An 18,240-nucleotide genomic window follows, 5' to 3' on the forward strand; every position below is an offset into this window, starting at 1 on the left:
GGGCCCGTCCAGGGTCCCGTTCGGCGGGCGACGAGAGGCGACGGGACGATGGCAGCACCGCACGCCCGCGCGCGCACGAGCCGCGCCACCGGCCGGCCCGCCGGTCGTGCCGCGGGCCCGGTCGCGGTGCTCGGCGCGCTCGGCGTCCTCGGCGTGCTGCTGGCCGGCTGCTCCGGCGGCACGCAGGCCGCGGACGAGGCGGCCGACGTCGCGGCGCCCGGGTCGGCGCGCAGCGCGGTGGCCACGGGTGCGGACTGCCTCGCCCCCCAGGTGCTCGACGCCCTCGGCTTCGACGCCGCGGAGTACACCGGGTCGCGGCACCCCGACGCGCCCGACGCCGGCGTGGTGCCGGACGGGTTCACCGCCGTGTCCGCGGTGACGTGCAGCACGGGGGAGACCCTGACGGACGCGGCCGGCCGGTGGGCCGCCGTGACCGCGCGCCGCCTCGAGGGCGACGTCCGGCCGCTGCTCACCGCGCTGGGCACCCCGGCGACGCTGCCCGCGACGGGGACCGCGCCCACGGCCTGCGCACCGACCGCGCCGCGGACCGCGCTGTGGCTGGTCGACGCGGTCGGCGCGGCGGTGCGGGTCGCGCTGCCCGCCGACGGGTGCGGACGGCTGCCGACGGCCCTCGCGGACGGGATCGCCGCGCTGGACGCCGTCGACGTCGAGCACTACCCGGTGGCGCTGGTCGAGCCGCGCCCCGGTCCCTCGGGCGGCACGGCCTCGGACGGCACGGACGGGTCGGCCGGCGGCTGAGCGCCCCGCCGGCGTCAGAGCTTGCGCAGCCGGGCCCGCCGCACCGAGTGGTCGGCGCCCTTGGTGAGCACCAGCGTCGCGCGGCTGCGCGTCGGCCGGACGTTCTGCACGAGGTTCGGTGCGTTGATCGCGTCCCAGATGCTCTCCGCGCGCGCCACCGCCTCCTCGTCGGACAGGTCGGCGTACCGGTGGAAGTACGACTCCGGCTTCGCGAACGCCGTCGACCGCAGGGACAGGAACCGGTCCACGTACCACTGCCGCACGTCCTGGGTGCGGGCGTCGACGTAGATCGAGAAGTCGAAGAAGTCGCTCACCGCGAGGTTCGACCGCCCGGACACGCCCGCCGCGACGGGCGCGGGCTGCAGCACGTTCAGGCCCTCGACGATCAGCACGTCCGGGCGGCGCACCACGACCTCCGCGCCCGGGACGATGTCGTACGTCACGTGGTCGTACACCGGGGCCCGCACCTCGGCGTGGCCGGCCTTCACCCGGGAGACGAACTGCAGCAGGGCCCGGCGGTCGTACGACTCGGGGAACCCCTTGCGGCCCATCAGGCCGCGCCGCTCGAGCTCCGCGTTCGGGTGCAGGAACCCGTCGGTGGTCATCAGCGCGACGTTCGGGGTGGCGGGCCAGCGCGCCATCAGCTCGCGCAGCAGCCGCGCGGTGGTCGACTTCCCGACGGCCACCGACCCGGCGACGCCGATCACGAACGGGGTGCGCGGGGTGTCCTCGCGCAGGAACGTCGACGACGCGGCGTGCAGCCGACGGGTCGCCGTCACGTACAGGTCGAGCAGCCGGGACAGCGGCCGGTAGATCGCGTCCACCTCGGCCAGGTCGATGGGGTCGCCCAGGCCCCGCAGCCGCGTCACGTCCGCGTCGGTGAGGGGCAGCGGCGTCGACTCCGAGAGCCGGACCCAGTCCTCGCGGTCGAGCTCGACGTAGGGCGACGGCTGCACGGGGGCGTCAGTGGCTCGCACCTGTCGATTCTGCACGACGTGCGGCGGGGCGCCCGACGACGGTCCGCGCCGGGTGCGCCCCCGCGCGCGGCTAGACTCGCGCCCATGTGTGGAATCGTCGGGTATGTCGGTGACCATGAGCCGGACGAGCGGCCGCTCGGCGTCGTCCTGGAGGGCCTGCGCCGCCTGGAGTACCGCGGGTACGACTCGGCCGGCGTCGCCCTGGTGACCGGGGCCGGCGGCCTCGCGACCGCCAAGAAGGCCGGCAAGCTCGCCAACCTGCTCGGGCTGCTCGACGAGCAGCCGCTGCCCGCCGCGACCGCGGGCATCGGGCACACCCGGTGGGCCACCCACGGCGGCCCGACCGACGTCAACGCGCACCCGCACGTCGCCGGTGGCGTCGCGCTGATCCACAACGGCATCGTCGAGAACTTCGCCGTGCTGCGCGAGGAGCTGCTCGCGGACGGCGCGGTGCTGCTGTCGGAGACCGACACCGAGGTCGTCGCGCACCTGGTGTCCCGCGCCTACGCCGAGGTCAAGGACCTCGGCGAGGCGATGCGGATGGTCGTGCGCCGCCTGCACGGCACGTTCACGCTGCTCGCCGTGCACGAGGACCACCCCGACACCGTCGTCGGCGCGCGGCACGACTCGCCGCTGGTCGTCGGTCTCGGTGACGGCGCCAACTACCTGGGCTCGGACGTGGCCGCGTTCATCGCGGAGACCCGCCGGGCGCTCGAGCTCGCGCAGGACCAGGTCGTCGTCATCACGCCGCGGTCCGTGACCGTCACCGACTTCGACGGCAACCCCGCGCAGGGCCGCGAGTACACGATCGACTGGGACGCCGCCGCCGCCGAGAAGGGCGGCTTCCGCTCCTTCATGGAGAAGGAGATCGCGGACCAGCCGCAGGCCGTGCAGGACACCCTGCTGGGCCGGACCGACACCCACGGCCGCCTGGTGCTCGACGACCTGAAGATCGACGAGGCCGTGCTCCGCGCGGTCGACAAGATCATCGTCATCGCCTGCGGCACCGCCGCGTACTCGGGCCACGTCGCCAAGTACGCCATCGAGCACTGGTGCCGGATCCCCGTCGAGGTCGAGCTCGCGCACGAGTTCCGGTACCGCGACCCGATCCTCAACGCCCGCACCCTGGTGGTCGCCATCTCGCAGTCCGGCGAGACGATGGACACCCTGATGGCCGTGCGGCACGCCCGCGAGCAGGGCGCCAAGGTCCTCGCGATCTGCAACACCCACGGCTCGACCATCCCGCGCGAGTCCGACGCCGTGCTCTACACGCACGCCGGCCCGGAGATCGCCGTCGCGTCGACCAAGGCGTTCCTCGCGCAGATCACCGCCGCCTACCTGCTCGGCCTGTACCTGGCGCAGCTGCGCGGCAACAAGTTCTCCGACGAGATCGTCGAGATCCTCGACGACCTGCGCGCGATGCCCGGCAAGATCCAGGAGGTGCTGGACCGTTCCGGGCGGGTGCGCGAGATCGCCCGCTGGATGGCCGACACGTCCTCGGTGCTGTTCCTCGGCCGGCACGTCGGGTTCCCGGTGGCGCTCGAGGGCGCGCTGAAGCTCAAGGAGATCGCGTACATCCACGCGGAGGGCTTCGCGGCCGGCGAGCTCGAGCACGGCCCGATCGCGCTGATCGAGCCGGGCCAGCCGGTGTTCGTCATCGTGCCGAGCCCCCGGGGCCGCGACTCGCTGCACTCGAAGGTCGTCTCCAACATCCAGGAGATCCGCGCCCGCGGGGCCCGGACGCTCGTGATCGCGGAGGACGGCGACGAGGCGGTGCGCGCGTACGCCGACGAGGTGTTCTACGTCCCGCAGAGCCCGACCCTGCTCGCGCCGCTGCTGTCCGTGGTGCCGCTGCAGATCTTCGCCTGCGAGCTCGCGACGGCCCGCGGCCTGGACGTCGACCAGCCGCGGAACCTCGCGAAGTCCGTCACCGTCGAGTGATCGTCGGCGTCGGGGTCGACGTGGTCGACGTCGCCCGGTTCCTGGCGACCGTCGAGCGGGTGCCCGCGCTCCGGGAGCGGCTGTTCACCCCCGAGGAGCGGGACCTGCCGCCGGCGTCGCTCGCCGCGCGGTTCGCCGCCAAGGAGGCCATCGCGAAGGCGCTCGGCGCACCCGCCGGGATGTCGTGGCAGGACGCCACCGTGCGCCGGGTCCGTGGCGAGCAGCCCGTGGTCGAGGTGGTCGGCACGGTCGCGGCCCGCGCCGCGGCCCTGGGCGTGACGCGCTTCCACCTCTCCCTGAGCCACGACGCGGGCATCGCCTCCGCCATGGTCGTCGCCGAATCCGCCTGACCCCCCACACCCCGCGAGGGCGCACGAGACACCACGAGGGCGTACTCCGCGGAGTACGCCCTCGTGGTGTCGGTACCGCCCTCGCATCCCGGGGCAGCGAGCAGGGGTCAGCGGAGGGCCGGGGCCACCTCGCGCTCGAAGAGCTCGATGCCGCTGCGGTCGTAGGCGGCCTCCGCGAAGTAGGTGATCGCGTAGGTCATGCCCAGGTCGCGCAGCTCGGTCAGCTTCGCCACGACCTGCTCCGGGGTGCCGACGAGCGGGCCGCGCCGGAAGTCCTCGGCGATGCCCGGGGCCTTGTCGGGGACGGTGCGGGCGTAGTGCTCCTCGATCCACGCGATCCGGTCGTCGACCTCCGCCTCGGTCGCCCCGATCACCACGTTGTAGTTGGCCGAGCGGGTGATCTCGCCGAAGTCCCGGCCGAGGTCGGCGCAGTGCTGCCGCAGCACCGCGGACTTGTGGGCGAAGCCCTCGGGCGTCCCGTCGAAGTTCGTGTACTGCGCGTGCTCCGCGGCGATCCGCAGGGTCTTGCGCTCGCCGCCGCCCGCGATCCACAGCGGGGGGCCGTCGACCTGCAGCGGCAGCGGGGCGAGCTGGGCGCCGTCGACCTGGTAGTGGGTGCCGTGGTGCGTCGCGACGCCGTTCGTCCACAGCTGCTTCATGATCTGGACGCCCTCGTCGAGCATCGCGATCCGCTCGCCGGCCCGCGGGAACCCGTAGCCGTACGCCCGCCACTCGTGCTCGTACCAGCCGGCGCCGATGCCCATCTGCACGCGGCCGCCGGAGATGACGTCGGCCGTGGCCGCGACCTTCGCGAGGTAGGCGGGGTTCCGGTACGCCATGCACGTGCACATCTGGCCCAGCAGGACGCGGCTGGTCGTCGCCGCGTACGCGTTCACCAGGCTCCACGCCTCGTGCGTCGCCTCGCCGTTGGGCTCGGGGACGGCGTGGAAGTGGTCGTAGACCCAGATCGAGTCGAACGTGTCGCCCGTGTCGGCGTGCTGGGCGAGCCCGTTCATGACGGACCAGTGGTCGCGGGTCTCGATGCCGGTGAGGTCCTGCCGCCAGCCCTGGGGGATGAAGAGTCCGAAGCGCATGGCCCGAACCTAGCCCCACGCCGCGCGCGCGTCCCGACGACCTCGGCCAGGATGGGCGGATGATCCTCGGGTACACGGCAGCAGAGGTCCGCGCGGCGGAGGAGCCGCTGCTCGCGCAGGACGTCCCGCTGATGCAGCAGGCGGCCTCGGCCCTGGCGACGCACGTGCTGCGGGAGGTGGCCGAGCGCCGCGGCGGGGAGCCCGGCGGCGCGCGCGGCGGCGTGCAGGGGGCGACCGTCGTCGTGCTGGTCGGGTCCGGCAACAACGGCGGCGACGCGCTGCACGCGGGGGCGCTGCTGGCGCGCCGCGGGGTGCAGGTGCTCGCGGTGTGCACGACGGACGCCCCGCACGCCAAGGGGCTCGCCGCGCTGCGGGCCGCGGGTGGCCGGGCCGTCCGGGCGGTCGACCCGGCGGACGGTGCCTCCGGCGTGGTCGCGGGTGGTGCGGCGGGCGGCGACGGGCTGCCGCCGGTGTGGCTGGGCGACGCGGTCGCGGAGGCCTACGCGGCGGACGCGGTGCTCGACGGGCTGCTGGGCATCGGCGGTCGCGGGGCCGCCCGCGGCGTGGCGGGGTTGCTCGTCGGGCTGCTGGCGGACCTGCTGGACGACGAGGACGCCCCCGCGGGCGGCGCGGCCGGGCCGCTGGTCGTGGCGGTCGACGTGCCCAGCGGCATCGGCGTGGACGACGGCGCGCTGCCGGACGCCCCGGTGCTGCCGGCCGGGCTCACCGTGACGTTCGGTGCCGCGAAGCCGGGCCTGCTGCTGCCGCCCGCGTCGCGCCGCACCGGCCGGCTCGAGGTGGTCGACCTGGGGCTGCCGCTGCCGGAGCGGCCCGCGGTGGCGCGGCTGGCCCCGGCGGACGTCGCGGGGCTGTGGCCGGTGCCGGGCCCCGAGGACCACAAGTACAGCCGCGGGGTGCTCGGCGTGGTCGCCGGGACGCCCGCCTACCCGGGCGCGGCCGTGCTGACGACGTCGGCCGCGGTGCTGGCGGGGGCGGGCATGGTCCGGTACCTCGGCCCGGGATCGGTGACCCGGTCGGTGCTCGCCGCGCGCCCCGAGGTGGTCGCCGCGCGTGGGCGGGTGCAGGCGTGGCTGCTCGGACCGGGCGTGGACCCGGCGCACCCGAAGCAGGCCCGGCGGGTGCGCCGGGCACTGGACGAGGCGCTCGCGGGCGGGCTGCCCACGGTCCTGGACGCCGGCGCGCTGACCCTCGCGCCGCGGGAGCTGGCGCCGTGGTGCGTGCTGACCCCGCACGCCGGCGAGCTCGCGGCGCTGCTGGCCCGGTGGGGCGAGGACGTGGACCGGGCGGCCGTCGAGGCGGAGCCGCTGCGCTGGGCCCGCCGCGCCCACGACCTCACCGGCGCCACCGTGCTGCTCAAGGGCAGCACGACCGTCGTCGTCGGGGCCGGCGGCGCGGTGTACGCGCAGGCGGACGCCCCCGGCTGGCTCGCGACCGCCGGGGCGGGGGACGTGCTCGCCGGGGTGCTCGGCACCCTGCTCGCGGGCCGGGCGGCGCAGGTGCTGGAGGACCCGCCGCTCGCCGCCGCCCTCGCGGCCGCCGCCGCGCTCGTGCACGGGCGGGCCGCCGCCGAGGCCGTGCCGGGCGGTCCGGTGTCGGCGCTCGCGGTCGCGCACGCGGTGCCGGCGACGGTGGCCGCGGTGCTCCGTGGCTGAGCCGGTCGGGGGACCGGTGCCGGACGCCGCGCCCGCCCCGCTGCCGGACGCCGCGCACGCCCCGCTGCCGGACGCCGCGCTCGCGCCCCTGCCGGACGACCTGCGCCGGCGGGTGGAGGCGCTGCTGGCGAGCACCACCGCGGACGGCGTGCCACGGCGCCGGCTGCTCGGCGTGACGGGCCCGCCCGGTGCGGGGAAGTCGACGCTGTCCGCCCGGCTGCGCGCGGCGTTCGCGGACCGGTGCGTCGTCGTGCCGATGGACGGGTTCCACCTCGCGCAGACCGAGCTCGAGCGGATCGGCCGCGCGGACCGCAAGGGCGCCCCGGACACGTTCGACGCGGCCGGGTACGTGGCGCTGCTGCGGCGGCTGCGGGAGCCGGCGCCCGGCCAGACCGTGTACGCGCCCGAGTACCGCCGGGACCTGCGCAACGGCGTCGCGGGGGCGATCGCGGTGCCCGCCGACGTGCCGCTGGTGGTCACCGAGGGGAACTACCTGCTGCTGGACGACCACGGGTTCGCCCCGGTGCGGGACCTGCTCGACGCGTGCTGGTACGTCGAGCTCCCCGAGGAGGTGCGGGCCGAGCGGCTGGTGGCCCGGCACCGGCTCTTCGGGAAGTCCGCGGACGCGGCGACGGCCTGGACCCACGGGCCGGACCAGCGCAACGCGGACCTGGTCGCCGGCACCCGCGCCCGTGCGGACCTGGTGGTCGAGGTCCCCTGAGCCGGTGGGAGACTGGTCCGGTGAGCATGTTCCCCGCGCGGGCGGTCGTCGACCTCGGTGCCGTGCGCGCCAACGCGCGGGTCCTCGGCGACCTCGCCCCGTCGTCGCAGCTCATGGCCGTGGTCAAGGCCGACGCGTACGGGCACGGGCTGCTGCCGGTCGCCCGGGCGGCCGTCGAGGGCGGCGCGACCTGGCTCGGCGTCGCGCAGCTGTCCGAGGCGCTGGCCCTGCGCGCGGGCGGGATCTCCGCGCGCGTCCTGACCTGGCTGTACGCGCCCGGCGCGCCGCTGGCCGAGGCGGTCGCCGCCGACGTCGACCTGTCCGTGTCCGCGCCGTGGGCGCTGGACGAGGTGGCCGCCGCCGCGCGCGCCACCGGCCGGACCGCGCGGATCCACGTGAAGGTCGACACCGGCCTCGGCCGCAACGGCATCCCCCCGGCGGACCTGCCCGCGGTGCTGGACGCGGCCCTGCGCCTCGAGGCCGAGGGCGTCGTGCGGCTGGTCGGGATGTGGTCGCACCTGGCGTTCGCCGACGAGCCCGGCCACCCGAGCCTGCACGCGCAGGGCGACCTGCTCCGGGCCGCGGCCGACGACGCGACGGCCCGCGGCGCCCGCCTGGAGGTGCGGCACATCGCGGCATCGGCGACGACGCTCACGGACCCGGAGCTGCACCTGGACCTCGTGCGGCCCGGCATCGCCCTCTACGGGCTGACCCCGGTGCCGCAAGCTCGGCGGACCGGACCGGTTCGGGCTGGTGCCGGCGATGACGGTCGAGGCGGAGCTCGCGACGGTCAAGCGGCTGCCCTCGGGGCACGGGATGTCCTACGGGCACCACTACGTCACGGACCGCGCGACGACCGTCGGAGTCGTCCCCCTCGGCTACGCGGACGGGGTGCCCCGGCACGCGTCCGGCGAGGACGGTCGCCCCGGTGCGCCGCTGGGCGTCGGCGACCGACGCCTGGCGATCGCCGGGCGGGTCTGCATGGACCAGGTGATGGTGGACCTCGGCCCCGGCGCGACCGAGCGGGCCGGCGACCGCGTGGTGCTGTTCGGCACCGGCGCCGACGGCGGGCCGACCGCCCAGGACTGGGCCGAGGCGGCGGGGACCATCAGCTACGAGATCGTGACGCGGCTCGGCGCCCGGGTGCCGCGCGTGCACGTGGACAGCGAGCAGGACGAGCGGGAGGTGTCGTGAGCGGGACGACGACGGTGGCCGAGGTGACGGTCGAGCTGACGGACGCGGACGCGACGCGCGCGTTCGGCACGGCGCTCGCGGGGCTGCTGCGCGCGGGGGACCTGGTGGTGCTCACCGGCGACCTCGGCGCGGGCAAGACCACGCTGACCCAGGGCCTCGGCGCGGGCCTGCACGTGCGGGGGGCGGTCGCGTCGCCGACGTTCGTGATCGCGCGCGTGCACCCGCCGCTGCCCCGCGAGGACGGCTCGACGGGTCCCGCGCTGGTGCACGTCGACGCGTACCGGCTCGGTTCGCTGGACGAGGTCGACGCGCTCGACCTGGACACCTCCCTCGAGGAGTCGGTGACCGTCGTCGAGTGGGGCGCCGGGCTGGTCGAGTCGCTGGCCGACGACCGCCTCGAGATCGCCCTGCGCCGCCCGCGCGGCGCCGGCGCGGGCGACCCGGGTGCCGACCCCGAGGACGCCGCCGCCGGCGTCCGCACCGTCACCGTCCGCGCCCACGGCGAGCGGTGGCGCGGCGTCGCGCTGCCGGCCTGACCCCACGACCCCCCACCCTCCGGAAGGAACCCCACCGGTGCCCGTCCTCGCGCTCGACACCTCCGCCGCCGCGTCCGCCGCCGTCGTCGACGACTCCGGCCGCACCCTCGCGACCCGCTCCTCGGGGCAGACGCGTCGGCACGCCGAGGCGCTGACGCCCTTGCTCGACGCCGTCCTGGCCGAGGCGGGCGTCGACCGCCGGGACCTGACCGCCGTGGTGGTCGGGACCGGCCCGGCGCCGTTCACGGGCCTGCGGGTCGGGCTGGTCACGGCGCGCACGCTCGGTCTGGCGCTCGGCATCCCCGTGCACGGGGTGTCGTCGCTGGACGCGCTCGCGCTGGCGACGGTCGACGCGGGGCTGTCGGGCGCGGGACCCGACCTGGCGGGTCGCGAGGTGCTGGTGGTGACGGACGCCCGGCGCAAGGAGGTCTACCACGCGCGGTACCGCGCGGTGGTGGGCGCCGCGACGCTGCCGACGGTCGAGCCGGTCGACGGTCCCGGGGTGGACACCCCCGAGGCGGTCGCGGCCGCGGGCCTGGACGAGCTGTTGGTCGTCGGGCCGGGGGCCGCGCTCTACCCGGAGCTGCTGCCCGCGACCCCCGGCACGCCGACCGAGGTCGACCCTGCTGACCTGGCGCGGGTCGCGCTCGCGCGGCTGGCGGTGGCGGGCGACGGCGTGGTGCTGCCGACCGAGCCGCTCTACCTGCGCCGGCCCGACGCGGTGCCGCCGGCCCCGGCGAAGCGCGCGCGGGCATGACGGAGCCCGCCGACGTCCTGCTCCGTCCCCTGGTGGCCGCCGACCTCGACGCGCTGGAGGACCTGGAGCGGACGCTGTTCGGCGCGGGCGCCTGGTCGCGGGCCGCGCTCGCGGAGGAGCTGGACGGCCCGGGGCGCTGGTACGTGGGGGCGCAGGACCGCGCGTCGGGCGAGCTGGTCGGCTACGCGGGCCTGTGGTTCGACGGGTACGACGGCCAGGTGATGACGGTCGGCACCCGACCGGACGCGCAGGGCCGGGGGATCGGCCGGCTCCTGCTCGACGCGCTGCTGGACCACGCGCGCGAGCTGCGGGCCGGGGACGTGCTGCTCGAGGTGCGCGTCGACAACGAGCCCGCGCTGCGGCTGTACGAGCGCGCCGGGTTCGAGCGGTTCGGCCGGCGCAAGGGCTACTACCAGCCCGAGAACGTCGACGCGTGGACGATGCGCCGCCCGGTGGGCCCGCCCCGCTGACCCTCCGACGACGAGGGGCCCGCACCGGTGCCGGTGCGGGCCCCTCGTCGGTGCGGGCTCAGAGCGTGCGCGCGACGTCCTCGAAGTCGAGGCGCGTCTGGCGCGGGTACGACGCCGGCAGCGGGAAGCCGTCGAGGTCCGCGGGGGCGGTGCCGACGTTCAGCACCATGAGCGAGCGCCACGGGGTGCCGGCGAACAGGTCGGCGTCCAGCCCGGGGGCGTCGAAGCCGGTCATCGGCCCGACGTGCAGCCCGGCGGCGCGCAGGCCGACGATCAGGTAACCGGCCTGGAGGAACCCGTTGTCGCGGGACATCCGCACCCGCGCCTCCTCGGCGCCGGCGAGGTTCTCCCGCACGCCGGCCATGTGCGGGGCGAGGCGGGGCAGGTTCTCGTGGAAGTCGACGTCCGCGGCCACCACCAGGCTCAGCGGGGCGCGCAGGGTCTTGGCCTTGTTGCCCTCGTTCATGTGCGCGACCAGGCGCTCGCGGGCCTCGGGGGAGCGGACCAGCAGCAGGCGCAGCGGCAGCGTGTTCATCGCGGTCGGGCCCCAGCGCACGACGTCCCACACGGCGCGGACCTGCTCGTCGGTGACGTCGCCGTCGGTGAACGTGTTGACGGTGCGGGCGGCGCGGAAGACGAGGTCGGTGATCTCGTCCGGGACCAGGGGCGCGTGCGTGACGGTGTCGGTGCTCATGACTGGTTGAATCCACAACCAACCCACGGCATTCCGGTTGCCTGGGTGAACTGGGTCACACGGACGCTCCGCCTAAACTGGCCCCATGTCCGACGCGCCGCTGGTCCTGGGGATCGAGACGTCCTGCGACGAGACCGGGGTCGCCCTGGTCCGCGCCCACCCCGACCGCAGCGAGCTGCTGGTCGACGCCGTCGCGTCGTCGATGGACGAGCACGCGCGGTTCGGCGGGATCATCCCCGAGATCGCGTCCCGCGCCCACCTCGAGCAGATGATCCCGACCATCGAGCGCGCGCTGGGCACCGCCGGCGTCACCCTCGCCGACGTCGACGCGGTGGCCGTCACCGCCGGCCCCGGTCTGGTCGGCTCGCTCACCGTCGGCGCCGCCGCCGCCAAGGCGCTCGCGTACGGGCTCGGCACGCCGCTGTACGGCGTCAACCACGTCATCGGGCACGCCGCCGTCGACGAGCTCGTGCACGGGCTGTTCCCCGACCGGGTCATGGCGCTCGTCGTCTCCGGCGGGCACTCCAGCCTGCTGCTGGTCGACGACGTCGTCACCGGCGTGCACGAGCTCGGGTCGACCCTGGACGACGCCGCGGGGGAGGCGTTCGACAAGGTCGGCCGGCTCCTCGGCCTGCCCTACCCCGGCGGCCCGCACATCGACCGGCTCGCGCGCGAGGGCGACCCCACCGCCATCCGGTTCCCGCGGGGCCTGACCGCCGCGAAGGACCAGGAGAAGCACGCGTACGACTTCTCGTTCTCCGGCCTGAAGACCGCCGTGGCGCGCTGGGTCGAGGCGCGCGAGGATGCCGGCGAGGAGATCCCGCTCGCCGACGTGTCCGCGTCGTTCGCCGCCGCGGTCGCCGACGTGCTGACCGCCAAGACGATCGCCGCGTGCCGGCGGCACGGGGTCGACACCCTCGTGGTGGGCGGCGGGTTCTCCGCGAACTCCCAGCTGCGGGACATGGCCGCGCAGCGGTGCGCCGAGGCCGGCATCGACCTGCGGATCCCCCCGATCAGGTACTGCACCGACAACGGCGCGATGATCGCGGCGCTCGGTGCGGCGGTGGTCCGGCGCGGGCTGGCGCCCTCGGACCTCGGCATCGGGGTCGACTCGACGATGCCGCTGGAGACCGTCACGGTCTAGAGCGGCCGGCCCGCGCGCATCTCGGCGACCAGCGACGCCACCACGGCGTCCAGCTCGCCCGCGTTCCGCCGAGCCACCGCACGCTGCCGCTGGTAGGACGCCCCCTTGCGCAGGATCACGCGCACCGCGTCCAGCTCCGCCGCGCATCCCAGCCGCTCCGCGACGGGCGCCAGGTCGACCAGCAGCCGGCCCACGGCGTCGGTCACGAGCTCCTCGTCGCCCGCGGCGTTGGTGATGATGATCGCGTCCATCCCGTACCGGGCGGAGCGCCACTTGTTCTCCTGCGCGAACCACGGCGGGATCGTCGGCAGCGGCTCGCCGCGGTCCAGCAGCGTCGAGAAGTGCTCCACCAGGCAGTGCGTCAGCGCGGCGAGCGCGGTGACCTCGAGCAGGCTCGGGGACCCGTCGCAGATCCGGGCCTCGATCGTGCCGAACCGCGGCGACGGCCGCACGTCCCAGCGCACCTCGTCGAACGCGTCGATCACGCCGGTGTGCAGCATGTCGCCCACGTACGCCTCGAGCTGCTCCCAGCGCTCGAAAGGGAACGGCAGCCCCGCGGTCGGCAGCTGCTGGAACATCAGCGCCCGGTTGGACGCGTAGCCGGTGTCCTTGCCGCCCCAGAACGGGCTCGACGCGGACAGCGACTGCAGGTGCGCGAAGCAGGTCAGCAGCGCCCGGGAGATCGGCAGCACCTTGTCCCGGTCCTCGATCCCGACGTGCACGTGCACCCCGTAGATGAGCATCTGCCGGCCCCACCACTGCGTCCGGTCGATCAGGGTCGCGTACCGCTGCTTGTCGGTGACCTTCTGCTGGGCCCACCGCGCGAACGGGTGGGTGCCCGCGCTCATCAGCTCGACGCGCAGCGGGTCGGTGACGGTGCGGACCTCGTCGACGGCGCGCTGCAGGTCCGCGCCGGCCTCGCCCACGGTCCGGCACACCCCGGACACGACCTCCACGGTGTTGAGCAGCAGCCCTGCCGGATCGACGGGTGCTCCCCGCCGCCCGCGGGCCGCACGGCGTCGAGGACCGTGCTCGCGACCTGCCGCAGGTCGCCCGAGTCCGCGTCGACGAGCGCGAGCTCCACTCGATGCCGACCGTCGAGCGCTCCGAGCGCGCGAACGGCAGCCGCGCCGGGGCGGTCACGCGGCGGCGCCCACGGGCTCGACCACCAGCACCTGCTGCTGCCCGGCGACCCGGGTCAGCACGATCGTCGCCGTCGTGGTGCCCCGCAGGTCGAGCTGCCGGCGCAGCTGCTCGGGCACGACCGCGGTGCCGCGCTTCTTGATCGTCAGCGAGCCGACCGACCGCTCGCGCAGGTACGCGCGCAGCCGCTTCAGCCCGAACGGCAGCTGGTCGAGCACCCGGTAGGCCGTGGCGAACGGCGTCGGCTGGAGCACGTCGGAGGTCACGTAGGCGATGGTGCGGTCCACGAGGCGGCCCTGCACCTCGGCGGCGGCCTCCGCGACCAGCCCGGCCCGGATCACCGCGCCGTCCGGCTCGTACAGGTACGCCCCCACGGCACCGACCGGCGGGTGCGCGTGCGCCTCGGCGTCCCCGGCCCGCAGCACCGCGGAGCCGCCGCCCGCGCCGAGCAGCAGCGCGGACCGCCCGGGCCCGTCGGGGGCGAGCGGCCCGAACCACAGGCCCAGCTCCACCACGTCGCCGTCGACCGAGACCCACTGGGCCTCCGCGTCGTCGGGCAGCGCGGAGTGCGGGACGCCCGGGCCGAGCTTGAGCCCCAGGGCGGGCACGCGCTCGCGCACGGCCAGCACCGCGTCCAGCGGCGGCGAGTACGCGGCGGGGTCGTGCACGCGGCTGCCGCCGGTCGTCCGCCGGGCCGGGTCGGCGTAGACGCCGTCGACGCCCTCCGCGGCCAGGTCGAGCGCGAGACCGTCGCCGTGCCGCACGACCGCCTCGGGGAACGCCCGCAGGTTCACGGTCGCCAGCGCGGCCGTCGTCTCGTCGGCGTCGACCGCGAGGACCCGCAGCCCCATCGCGGCGAAGGCCATCGCGTCGGCGCCGATCCCGGACGTGAGGTCGGCCACGTGCTGCAGCCCGGCCGAGCGGTAGCGGCGCGCGTGCTGGGCGGCGACGACGAGCCGGGTCGCCTGCTCCAGCCCGGCGGGGGTGAACAGCATCGCGTCGGCGAACTCGCCGAGCTTGTCGTGCGCCCGCGCCCGCAGCCGGGACTGGGTGAGCGCGGCGGCGACCAGGTCGGCATCGAAGCCCTCCTTGCGCAGCTTCTCGGACAACGCCATCGCCCGCTGCTCGTCGTAGGGCGGCAGGGCGGACAGCAGGGCCCACCCCTCGGGGCTGAGCAGCTTCGCGAGGCCGGACGCGTCCATCGGGCGATCCTCGCACGCCGGGTGCCCGGAGCGCCCCGCGCGGCCCCGCCGGCGGGCGTCCGTGACCGACACGTTTCTGGCACTCGCCTTGACCGAGTGCTAACCGGTTCCTAGAGTGCTGGTGGGCACTCCCTCCGGGGCGTGCCCGCGCACCGCACGGCTGCCGGCACCCGCGACGACGGTCGGCCGTGGACACGGGGCGACAAGGACATCAGGCAGCACTCACACGCGAAGGGGAGGTCCGCTGTGTCGGTCTCCATCAAGCCGCTCGAGGACCGCATCGTCGTCAAGACGCTCGAGGCGGAGCAGACGACGGCTTCCGGTCTGGTCATCCCGGACAGCGCCAAGGAGAAGCCCCAGGAGGGCGAGGTCCTGGCGGTGGGCCCGGGTCGCATCGACGACAACGGCAACCGCGTCCCGCTGGACGTGGCCGTGGGTGACAAGGTCATCTACAGCAAGTACGGCGGCACCGAGGTCAAGTACGACGGCGAGGAGTACCTCATCCTCTCCGCCCGCGACATCCTGGCGGTCGTCACCAAGTGACGCCCCCGCCGGCCTGAGGGCCGGCGACGCCCGACGAGGCCCCCACCGCTCCGGCGGCGGGGGCCTCGTCGCGTCCGGGTGCGCCCGGCCGGGCCGCCGCGCGGGGGTGCGGCGCGACGCCGAGGTAGGACCGGCTGGCCGAGACAGGTCCGCCCGGGGACCTGTCTCGGCGCGGCGGTCCTGTCTCGGCGCCCCGTCGGGCCGCCGCGGACGTGCGCGCGCACGACGAGGCCCCCTCCGCACGCGGAGGGGGCCTCGTCGTCGTGGACGGCGACCGCCGGCGGTGTCGCACCGCCCGTGGGGGTCGCCACGTGGTCAGCCGCGCTCGCGCGCGGCTGCGGGTGTCCGCGACGGCCGGCGGTATCCCACCGCGGGCCGTCGCGAAGCGGGTGGGGTCAGCCGACCTCGGCGCGGGTGCGGCCGGCGCGGCTGGCCAGGGTGGCGGCGCGCTCGTCCTCGGACAGGCCGCCCCAGACGCCGTACGGCTCGCGGACGGCGAGCGACTGCTCGCGGCACTCGTTGATGACGGGGCAGCCGGCGCAGATCGCCTTGGCGGCCTCGGCCCGACGGCGGCGGGCCGCGCCGCGCTCGCCCTCGGGGTGGAAGAACAGGTCCTGGTCGGCGTCGCGGCACGCGCCCTCGTACTGCCACTCCCAGAGCTCCATGACGGGTCCCGGAAGGCGAGAGATCTCAGCCATGGTGTGTCCTCCATCTGTGCGGCGGCGTCAGCCGTCAGTACCTCGTGCTCGGTGCGGGTCCGGCTGCGACTCGGGACCGAAGTCCCTGGTGAGCCGGTGAACCCTGCTGATGAGGACAGTACAACCGCGCCAGCAGTTGTTCAAGACCGTGTCGTGACCGAGTTCTGGCGCGGTTGTGCACAGGGTTGTTCACGCCTGTGGAGCGATTCGGGCAGATCGGGTCGGGCGTGGTCCTGCCTCGCGACCAGGGCTGACGCGATCCGGCCCGGGTCGGCCGCTGGAAACCGCGCCAGATCCCCGGCACAATCACTGCGGGACCACGGGGACGAGACGGACGAGATGCACATCAGCGAGGACGGCGACGCGCACGTCGCCGACGGGACCGACGGCGAGTCGGGCCCGATGCTCACGGTCGCCGCGGTCGCGGGTCGGCTCGGCGTGGCGCCGGCGACCCTGCGCACCTGGGACCGGCGCTACGGGCTCGGCCCCTCGGCGCACACCGCCGGCGCGCACCGCCGGTACGGCGCCACCGACGTCGCCCGGCTGATGACGATGCGCTCCCTGACGCTCGACGGCGTCCCGCCCGCCGACGCCGCGCGGATCGCGCGCGACTCGACGCCCGCCGACGCCGGGGGAACCGCCGACGCCTCGCGCGCCCGCCACCTCAGCGCGGTGCCCGACGCGGAGGTGCCCGCGCGGGGCTCCGGCACCGGGGGGTCCGGCACGGGGACGTCCGGCCCGGACGCGGCCGGTGCCGCCCCGTCCGGCGCGCACGGCCCGGGCACCCCCGACGGCGACCCGGCCTGGACCGGCGTCCCGCAGCCCGCCGCCGCGCCCCGCCCGGTCGACCACCGCGACCGCCCGGCGACGCCCACCGCCGTGATCGACGCCGCCCTGCGCGCCGACGCCCGCGAGGTCGCGAGGCTGCTCGCGCTCGCCCCCGACGCCGACCTGACCCGGTGGTGGGAGGACCTCGTCGGTCCGGCCCGCACCGGCATCGCCGCGCGCACCGTGCTCGCGCAGCCCGGCGACGAGCCCGACGCCCTCGTCGTCGCCGCCGCGCTCGCGGTGCTGCGCGAGCGGTCCGGCCGCGTGCCCCGGCACCCGTCGCGCCGGCGGATCGTCCTGCTGCTCGCCGCCCCCGGTGAGCCCCGCCCGCTGTCCCTGCACGTGCTCGCCGGGGCGCTCGCGGACGCCGGGGTGGACGCGCGCGTCGTCGCCGGGCCCACCGGGCGCCACCGGCTGCTGGAGATCGCGACCATGACGACGCCGTCGGCGGTCGTGCTGTCGAGCGAGCTGCCCGCCCCCGACCTCGGCCTGGTGGCGGCGGTCGCCGAGCAGCAGCCGGACCTGCCGGTCTTCGTCATGGTCCCCGACGAGGCCGCCGCCGCGGTCCCCGCCGGGCCGCAGGTCCAGCGCGTGCGGACCGTCCCCGGACTCGTGCACGAGGTCCGGGCGGTGTGCGGCTGACGGGTTCCGCCGCTGATCACCGGGCGGTCCACCTGAGGTCCACCCGGGATCCACCCCCGCTCCACGCTAACGTCGGGCCGGATCTGGCCGATACAGGAGACAAGCCGGATCCGCCAGGGTCGTGGCACATGCGGAAGGTGGAGGTCGATGGCGGGCGTCGTGGTGTGCCACGGATCGACGGCGGTGCGTGAGCGCATCGTCCTGACGGCACTGGGCGTGCCCGCACTGGCCCCGGTCCGCGCTGCGGCCTCGGTCGACGAGCTGATCGCGCTGGCGCGGCGGGTGCCGCCGACCATCGTGCTCCTGGACGCGCACCTGCCCTCCCCGGGGCCGGTCGAGGCGATCCGCCGGCTGCGGGCGGTCCCGTCGCAGTCGACGGTGGTCATGCTCGCCGTCCCGGGCGACGAGATCGCCCTGGACCGGGCCATCGCGCTGGGTGCGCGCGGCTACCTCGCGCCCGACGTCGGCCGCGCCGAGCTCGCGGCGGTCGCCGCGCACATCCTCGCCAGCCCCGCGAGCCCGTCCGGTTCCGGTGCCGGCGGCCCGGTCGCGCACGACGGGCTCTCCGGCCACGGCGGCGTCGGCACGGCGCCCACCCCGGTCGTCACCCGCACGGAGCTGCCCGCCCAGCGCGACGAGGTCTCCCTGACCAAGCGCGAGGTCGAGGTCCTGGTCGGGATGAGCAACGGCCGGTCCAACGCCCAGATCGGCCAGGAGCTGTTCCTGTCCGAGGACACCATCAAGACCCACGCGCGCCGGCTGTTCCGCAAGCTCGGTGCCGCCGACCGTGCGCAGGCCGTCGCCATCGGTCTGCGTCGGGGCCTGATCCGCTGACGGTCGAGTCGCGGAGGTCACCCTCCGCGACGTCCGGGTG

At 76.1% G+C, this 18,240-nt stretch carries 17 protein-coding genes and 2 pseudogenes; 13 read left to right on the forward strand and 6 right to left on the reverse strand.

Features of this window, described 5'->3' with window-relative positions; genetic code table 11:
* Window positions 1–48: 48 nt before the first annotated feature.
* Window positions 49–759 (forward strand): hypothetical protein, encoded by a 711-nt coding sequence (locus tag AC1VL8_RS09155; protein ID WP_483074950.1) that lies wholly within the window; start codon window positions 49–51, stop codon window positions 757–759.
* A 14-nt stretch (window positions 760–773) separates the two neighbouring features.
* Here the strand turns inward: AC1VL8_RS09155 and coaA are convergent, their stop codons facing one another.
* On the reverse strand, window positions 774–1,736 hold the full coding sequence (coaA, locus tag AC1VL8_RS09160) for a type I pantothenate kinase (protein ID WP_389226041.1): 963 nt from the start codon (window positions 1,734–1,736) through the stop codon (window positions 774–776).
* 84 nt (window positions 1,737–1,820) lie between these two features.
* Here coaA and glmS point away from each other — a divergent pair, with 84 nt between their 5' ends.
* Together glmS and AC1VL8_RS09170 are read left to right on the forward strand one after the other, a co-directional pair.
* Window positions 1,821–3,677, forward strand: coding sequence for a glutamine--fructose-6-phosphate transaminase (isomerizing) (gene glmS, locus AC1VL8_RS09165; protein ID WP_483074951.1), 1,857 nt, complete (start codon window positions 1,821–1,823; stop codon window positions 3,675–3,677).
* The gene (locus tag AC1VL8_RS09170) at window positions 3,674–4,027 is read left to right on the forward strand and encodes a holo-ACP synthase (protein WP_389226047.1); all 354 of its coding nucleotides are present in this window, start codon (window positions 3,674–3,676) and stop codon (window positions 4,025–4,027) included. Before glmS ends, AC1VL8_RS09170 begins: the two co-directional genes overlap by 4 nt.
* Window positions 4,028–4,134: 107 nt before the next feature.
* On the opposite strand, the gene AC1VL8_RS09175 is transcribed toward AC1VL8_RS09170, so the two are convergent.
* The gene (locus AC1VL8_RS09175; protein ID WP_483074952.1) at window positions 4,135–5,121 is read right to left on the reverse strand and encodes an LLM class F420-dependent oxidoreductase; all 987 of its coding nucleotides are present in this window, start codon (window positions 5,119–5,121) and stop codon (window positions 4,135–4,137) included.
* Window positions 5,122–5,180: 59 nt separating this feature from the next.
* Between AC1VL8_RS09175 and AC1VL8_RS09180 the strand changes: the two genes are divergently transcribed.
* The 6 genes and pseudogenes from AC1VL8_RS09180 (at window position 5,181) to rimI (ending at window position 10,472) form a co-directional block, all read left to right on the forward strand.
* Entirely contained in the window at window positions 5,181–6,794 is a 1,614-nt protein-coding gene (locus AC1VL8_RS09180) for a bifunctional ADP-dependent NAD(P)H-hydrate dehydratase/NAD(P)H-hydrate epimerase (RefSeq protein ID WP_483074953.1), read from the forward strand.
* A gap of 100 nt (window positions 6,795–6,894) precedes the next feature.
* A complete protein-coding gene (locus AC1VL8_RS09185) occupies window positions 6,895–7,515 on the forward strand; it encodes a nucleoside/nucleotide kinase family protein (RefSeq protein ID WP_483076220.1) in 621 nt (206 codons plus the stop codon).
* 26 nt (window positions 7,516–7,541) lie between these two features.
* Window positions 7,542–8,709, forward strand: a pseudogene (alr, locus tag AC1VL8_RS09190) (alanine racemase).
* Entirely contained in the window at window positions 8,706–9,245 is a 540-nt protein-coding gene (tsaE, locus tag AC1VL8_RS09195; protein ID WP_483074954.1) for a tRNA (adenosine(37)-N6)-threonylcarbamoyltransferase complex ATPase subunit type 1 TsaE, read from the forward strand. Before alr ends, tsaE begins: the two are co-directional and overlap by 4 nt.
* Window positions 9,246–9,282: 37 nt before the next feature.
* Window positions 9,283–10,002 carry a tRNA (adenosine(37)-N6)-threonylcarbamoyltransferase complex dimerization subunit type 1 TsaB gene (gene tsaB / locus AC1VL8_RS09200; protein ID WP_483074955.1) on the forward strand — a complete coding sequence of 240 codons (720 nt, stop codon included), beginning with the start codon at window positions 9,283–9,285 and terminating at the stop codon, window positions 10,000–10,002.
* Complete coding sequence (gene rimI / locus AC1VL8_RS09205) at window positions 9,999–10,472, forward strand: ribosomal protein S18-alanine N-acetyltransferase (protein WP_483074956.1); 474 nt, start codon at window positions 9,999–10,001, stop codon at window positions 10,470–10,472. Before tsaB ends, rimI begins: the two co-directional genes overlap by 4 nt.
* 58 nt (window positions 10,473–10,530) lie before the next feature.
* Here rimI and AC1VL8_RS09210 read toward each other — a convergent pair whose 3' ends face one another.
* Window positions 10,531–11,166: a malonic semialdehyde reductase gene (locus AC1VL8_RS09210; RefSeq protein WP_483074957.1), complete on the reverse strand. Its 636-nt coding sequence runs from the start codon at window positions 11,164–11,166 to the stop codon at window positions 10,531–10,533.
* 85 nt (window positions 11,167–11,251) lie between these two features.
* Between AC1VL8_RS09210 and tsaD the strand changes: the two genes are divergently transcribed.
* Complete coding sequence (gene tsaD, locus AC1VL8_RS09215) at window positions 11,252–12,310, forward strand: tRNA (adenosine(37)-N6)-threonylcarbamoyltransferase complex transferase subunit TsaD (RefSeq protein WP_483074958.1); 1,059 nt, start codon at window positions 11,252–11,254, stop codon at window positions 12,308–12,310.
* Here tsaD and AC1VL8_RS09220 read toward each other — a convergent pair.
* Window positions 12,307–13,453, reverse strand: a pseudogene (locus tag AC1VL8_RS09220) (glutamate--cysteine ligase). The gene tsaD and the pseudogene AC1VL8_RS09220 sit on opposite strands and share 4 nt — an antisense overlap.
* Window positions 13,450–14,655, reverse strand: a complete 1,206-nt coding sequence (locus tag AC1VL8_RS09225) for a class I SAM-dependent methyltransferase (RefSeq protein ID WP_389226074.1) — start codon at window positions 14,653–14,655, stop codon at window positions 13,450–13,452. Before AC1VL8_RS09225 ends, AC1VL8_RS09220 begins: the two are co-directional and overlap by 4 nt.
* Window positions 14,656–14,901: 246 nt before the next feature.
* Between AC1VL8_RS09225 and groES the strand changes: the two genes are divergently transcribed.
* Window positions 14,902–15,198 carry a co-chaperone GroES gene (gene groES, locus AC1VL8_RS09230; RefSeq protein ID WP_122149810.1) on the forward strand — a complete coding sequence of 99 codons (297 nt, stop codon included), beginning with the start codon at window positions 14,902–14,904 and terminating at the stop codon, window positions 15,196–15,198.
* A 395-nt stretch (window positions 15,199–15,593) separates the two neighbouring features.
* On the opposite strand, the gene AC1VL8_RS09235 is transcribed toward groES, so the two are convergent.
* Window positions 15,594–15,896, reverse strand: coding sequence for a WhiB family transcriptional regulator (locus tag AC1VL8_RS09235; RefSeq protein WP_389226077.1), 303 nt, complete (start codon window positions 15,894–15,896; stop codon window positions 15,594–15,596).
* Window positions 15,897–16,235: 339 nt separating this feature from the next.
* Between AC1VL8_RS09235 and AC1VL8_RS09240 the strand changes: the two genes are divergently transcribed.
* A complete protein-coding gene (locus AC1VL8_RS09240) occupies window positions 16,236–17,366 on the forward strand; it encodes a MerR family transcriptional regulator (RefSeq protein WP_483074959.1) in 1,131 nt (376 codons plus the stop codon).
* Window positions 17,367–17,513: 147 nt separating this feature from the next.
* Entirely contained in the window at window positions 17,514–18,200 is a 687-nt protein-coding gene (locus tag AC1VL8_RS09245) for a response regulator transcription factor (RefSeq protein WP_389226083.1), read from the forward strand.
* Window positions 18,201–18,240 lie beyond the last annotated feature (40 nt).

Source organism: Cellulomonas sp. KU4C, from assembly GCF_056868065.1.

Excerpts from the sequence above, each read along its gene's own strand:
- AC1VL8_RS09175 (WP_483074952.1), bottom strand. The coding sequence starts at position 5,121 with ATGCGCTTCGGACTCTTCATCCCCCAGGGCTGGCGGCAGGACCTCACC.
- tsaD (WP_483074958.1), top strand. The coding sequence starts at position 11,252 with ATGTCCGACGCGCCGCTGGTCCTGGGGATCGAGACGTCCTGCGACGAG.
- AC1VL8_RS09235 (WP_389226077.1), bottom strand. The coding sequence starts at position 15,896 with ATGGCTGAGATCTCTCGCCTTCCGGGACCCGTCATGGAGCTCTGGGAG.
- AC1VL8_RS09240 (WP_483074959.1), top strand. The coding sequence starts at position 16,236 with ATGCACATCAGCGAGGACGGCGACGCGCACGTCGCCGACGGGACCGAC.
- AC1VL8_RS09225 (WP_389226074.1), bottom strand. The coding sequence starts at position 14,655 with ATGGACGCGTCCGGCCTCGCGAAGCTGCTCAGCCCCGAGGGGTGGGCC.
- AC1VL8_RS09180 (WP_483074953.1), top strand. The coding sequence starts at position 5,181 with ATGATCCTCGGGTACACGGCAGCAGAGGTCCGCGCGGCGGAGGAGCCG.
- rimI (WP_483074956.1), top strand. The coding sequence starts at position 9,999 with ATGACGGAGCCCGCCGACGTCCTGCTCCGTCCCCTGGTGGCCGCCGAC.
- glmS (WP_483074951.1), top strand. The coding sequence starts at position 1,821 with ATGTGTGGAATCGTCGGGTATGTCGGTGACCATGAGCCGGACGAGCGG.
- AC1VL8_RS09245 (WP_389226083.1), top strand. The coding sequence starts at position 17,514 with ATGGCGGGCGTCGTGGTGTGCCACGGATCGACGGCGGTGCGTGAGCGC.
- AC1VL8_RS09210 (WP_483074957.1), bottom strand. The coding sequence starts at position 11,166 with ATGAGCACCGACACCGTCACGCACGCGCCCCTGGTCCCGGACGAGATC.
- AC1VL8_RS09155 (WP_483074950.1), top strand. The coding sequence starts at position 49 with ATGGCAGCACCGCACGCCCGCGCGCGCACGAGCCGCGCCACCGGCCGG.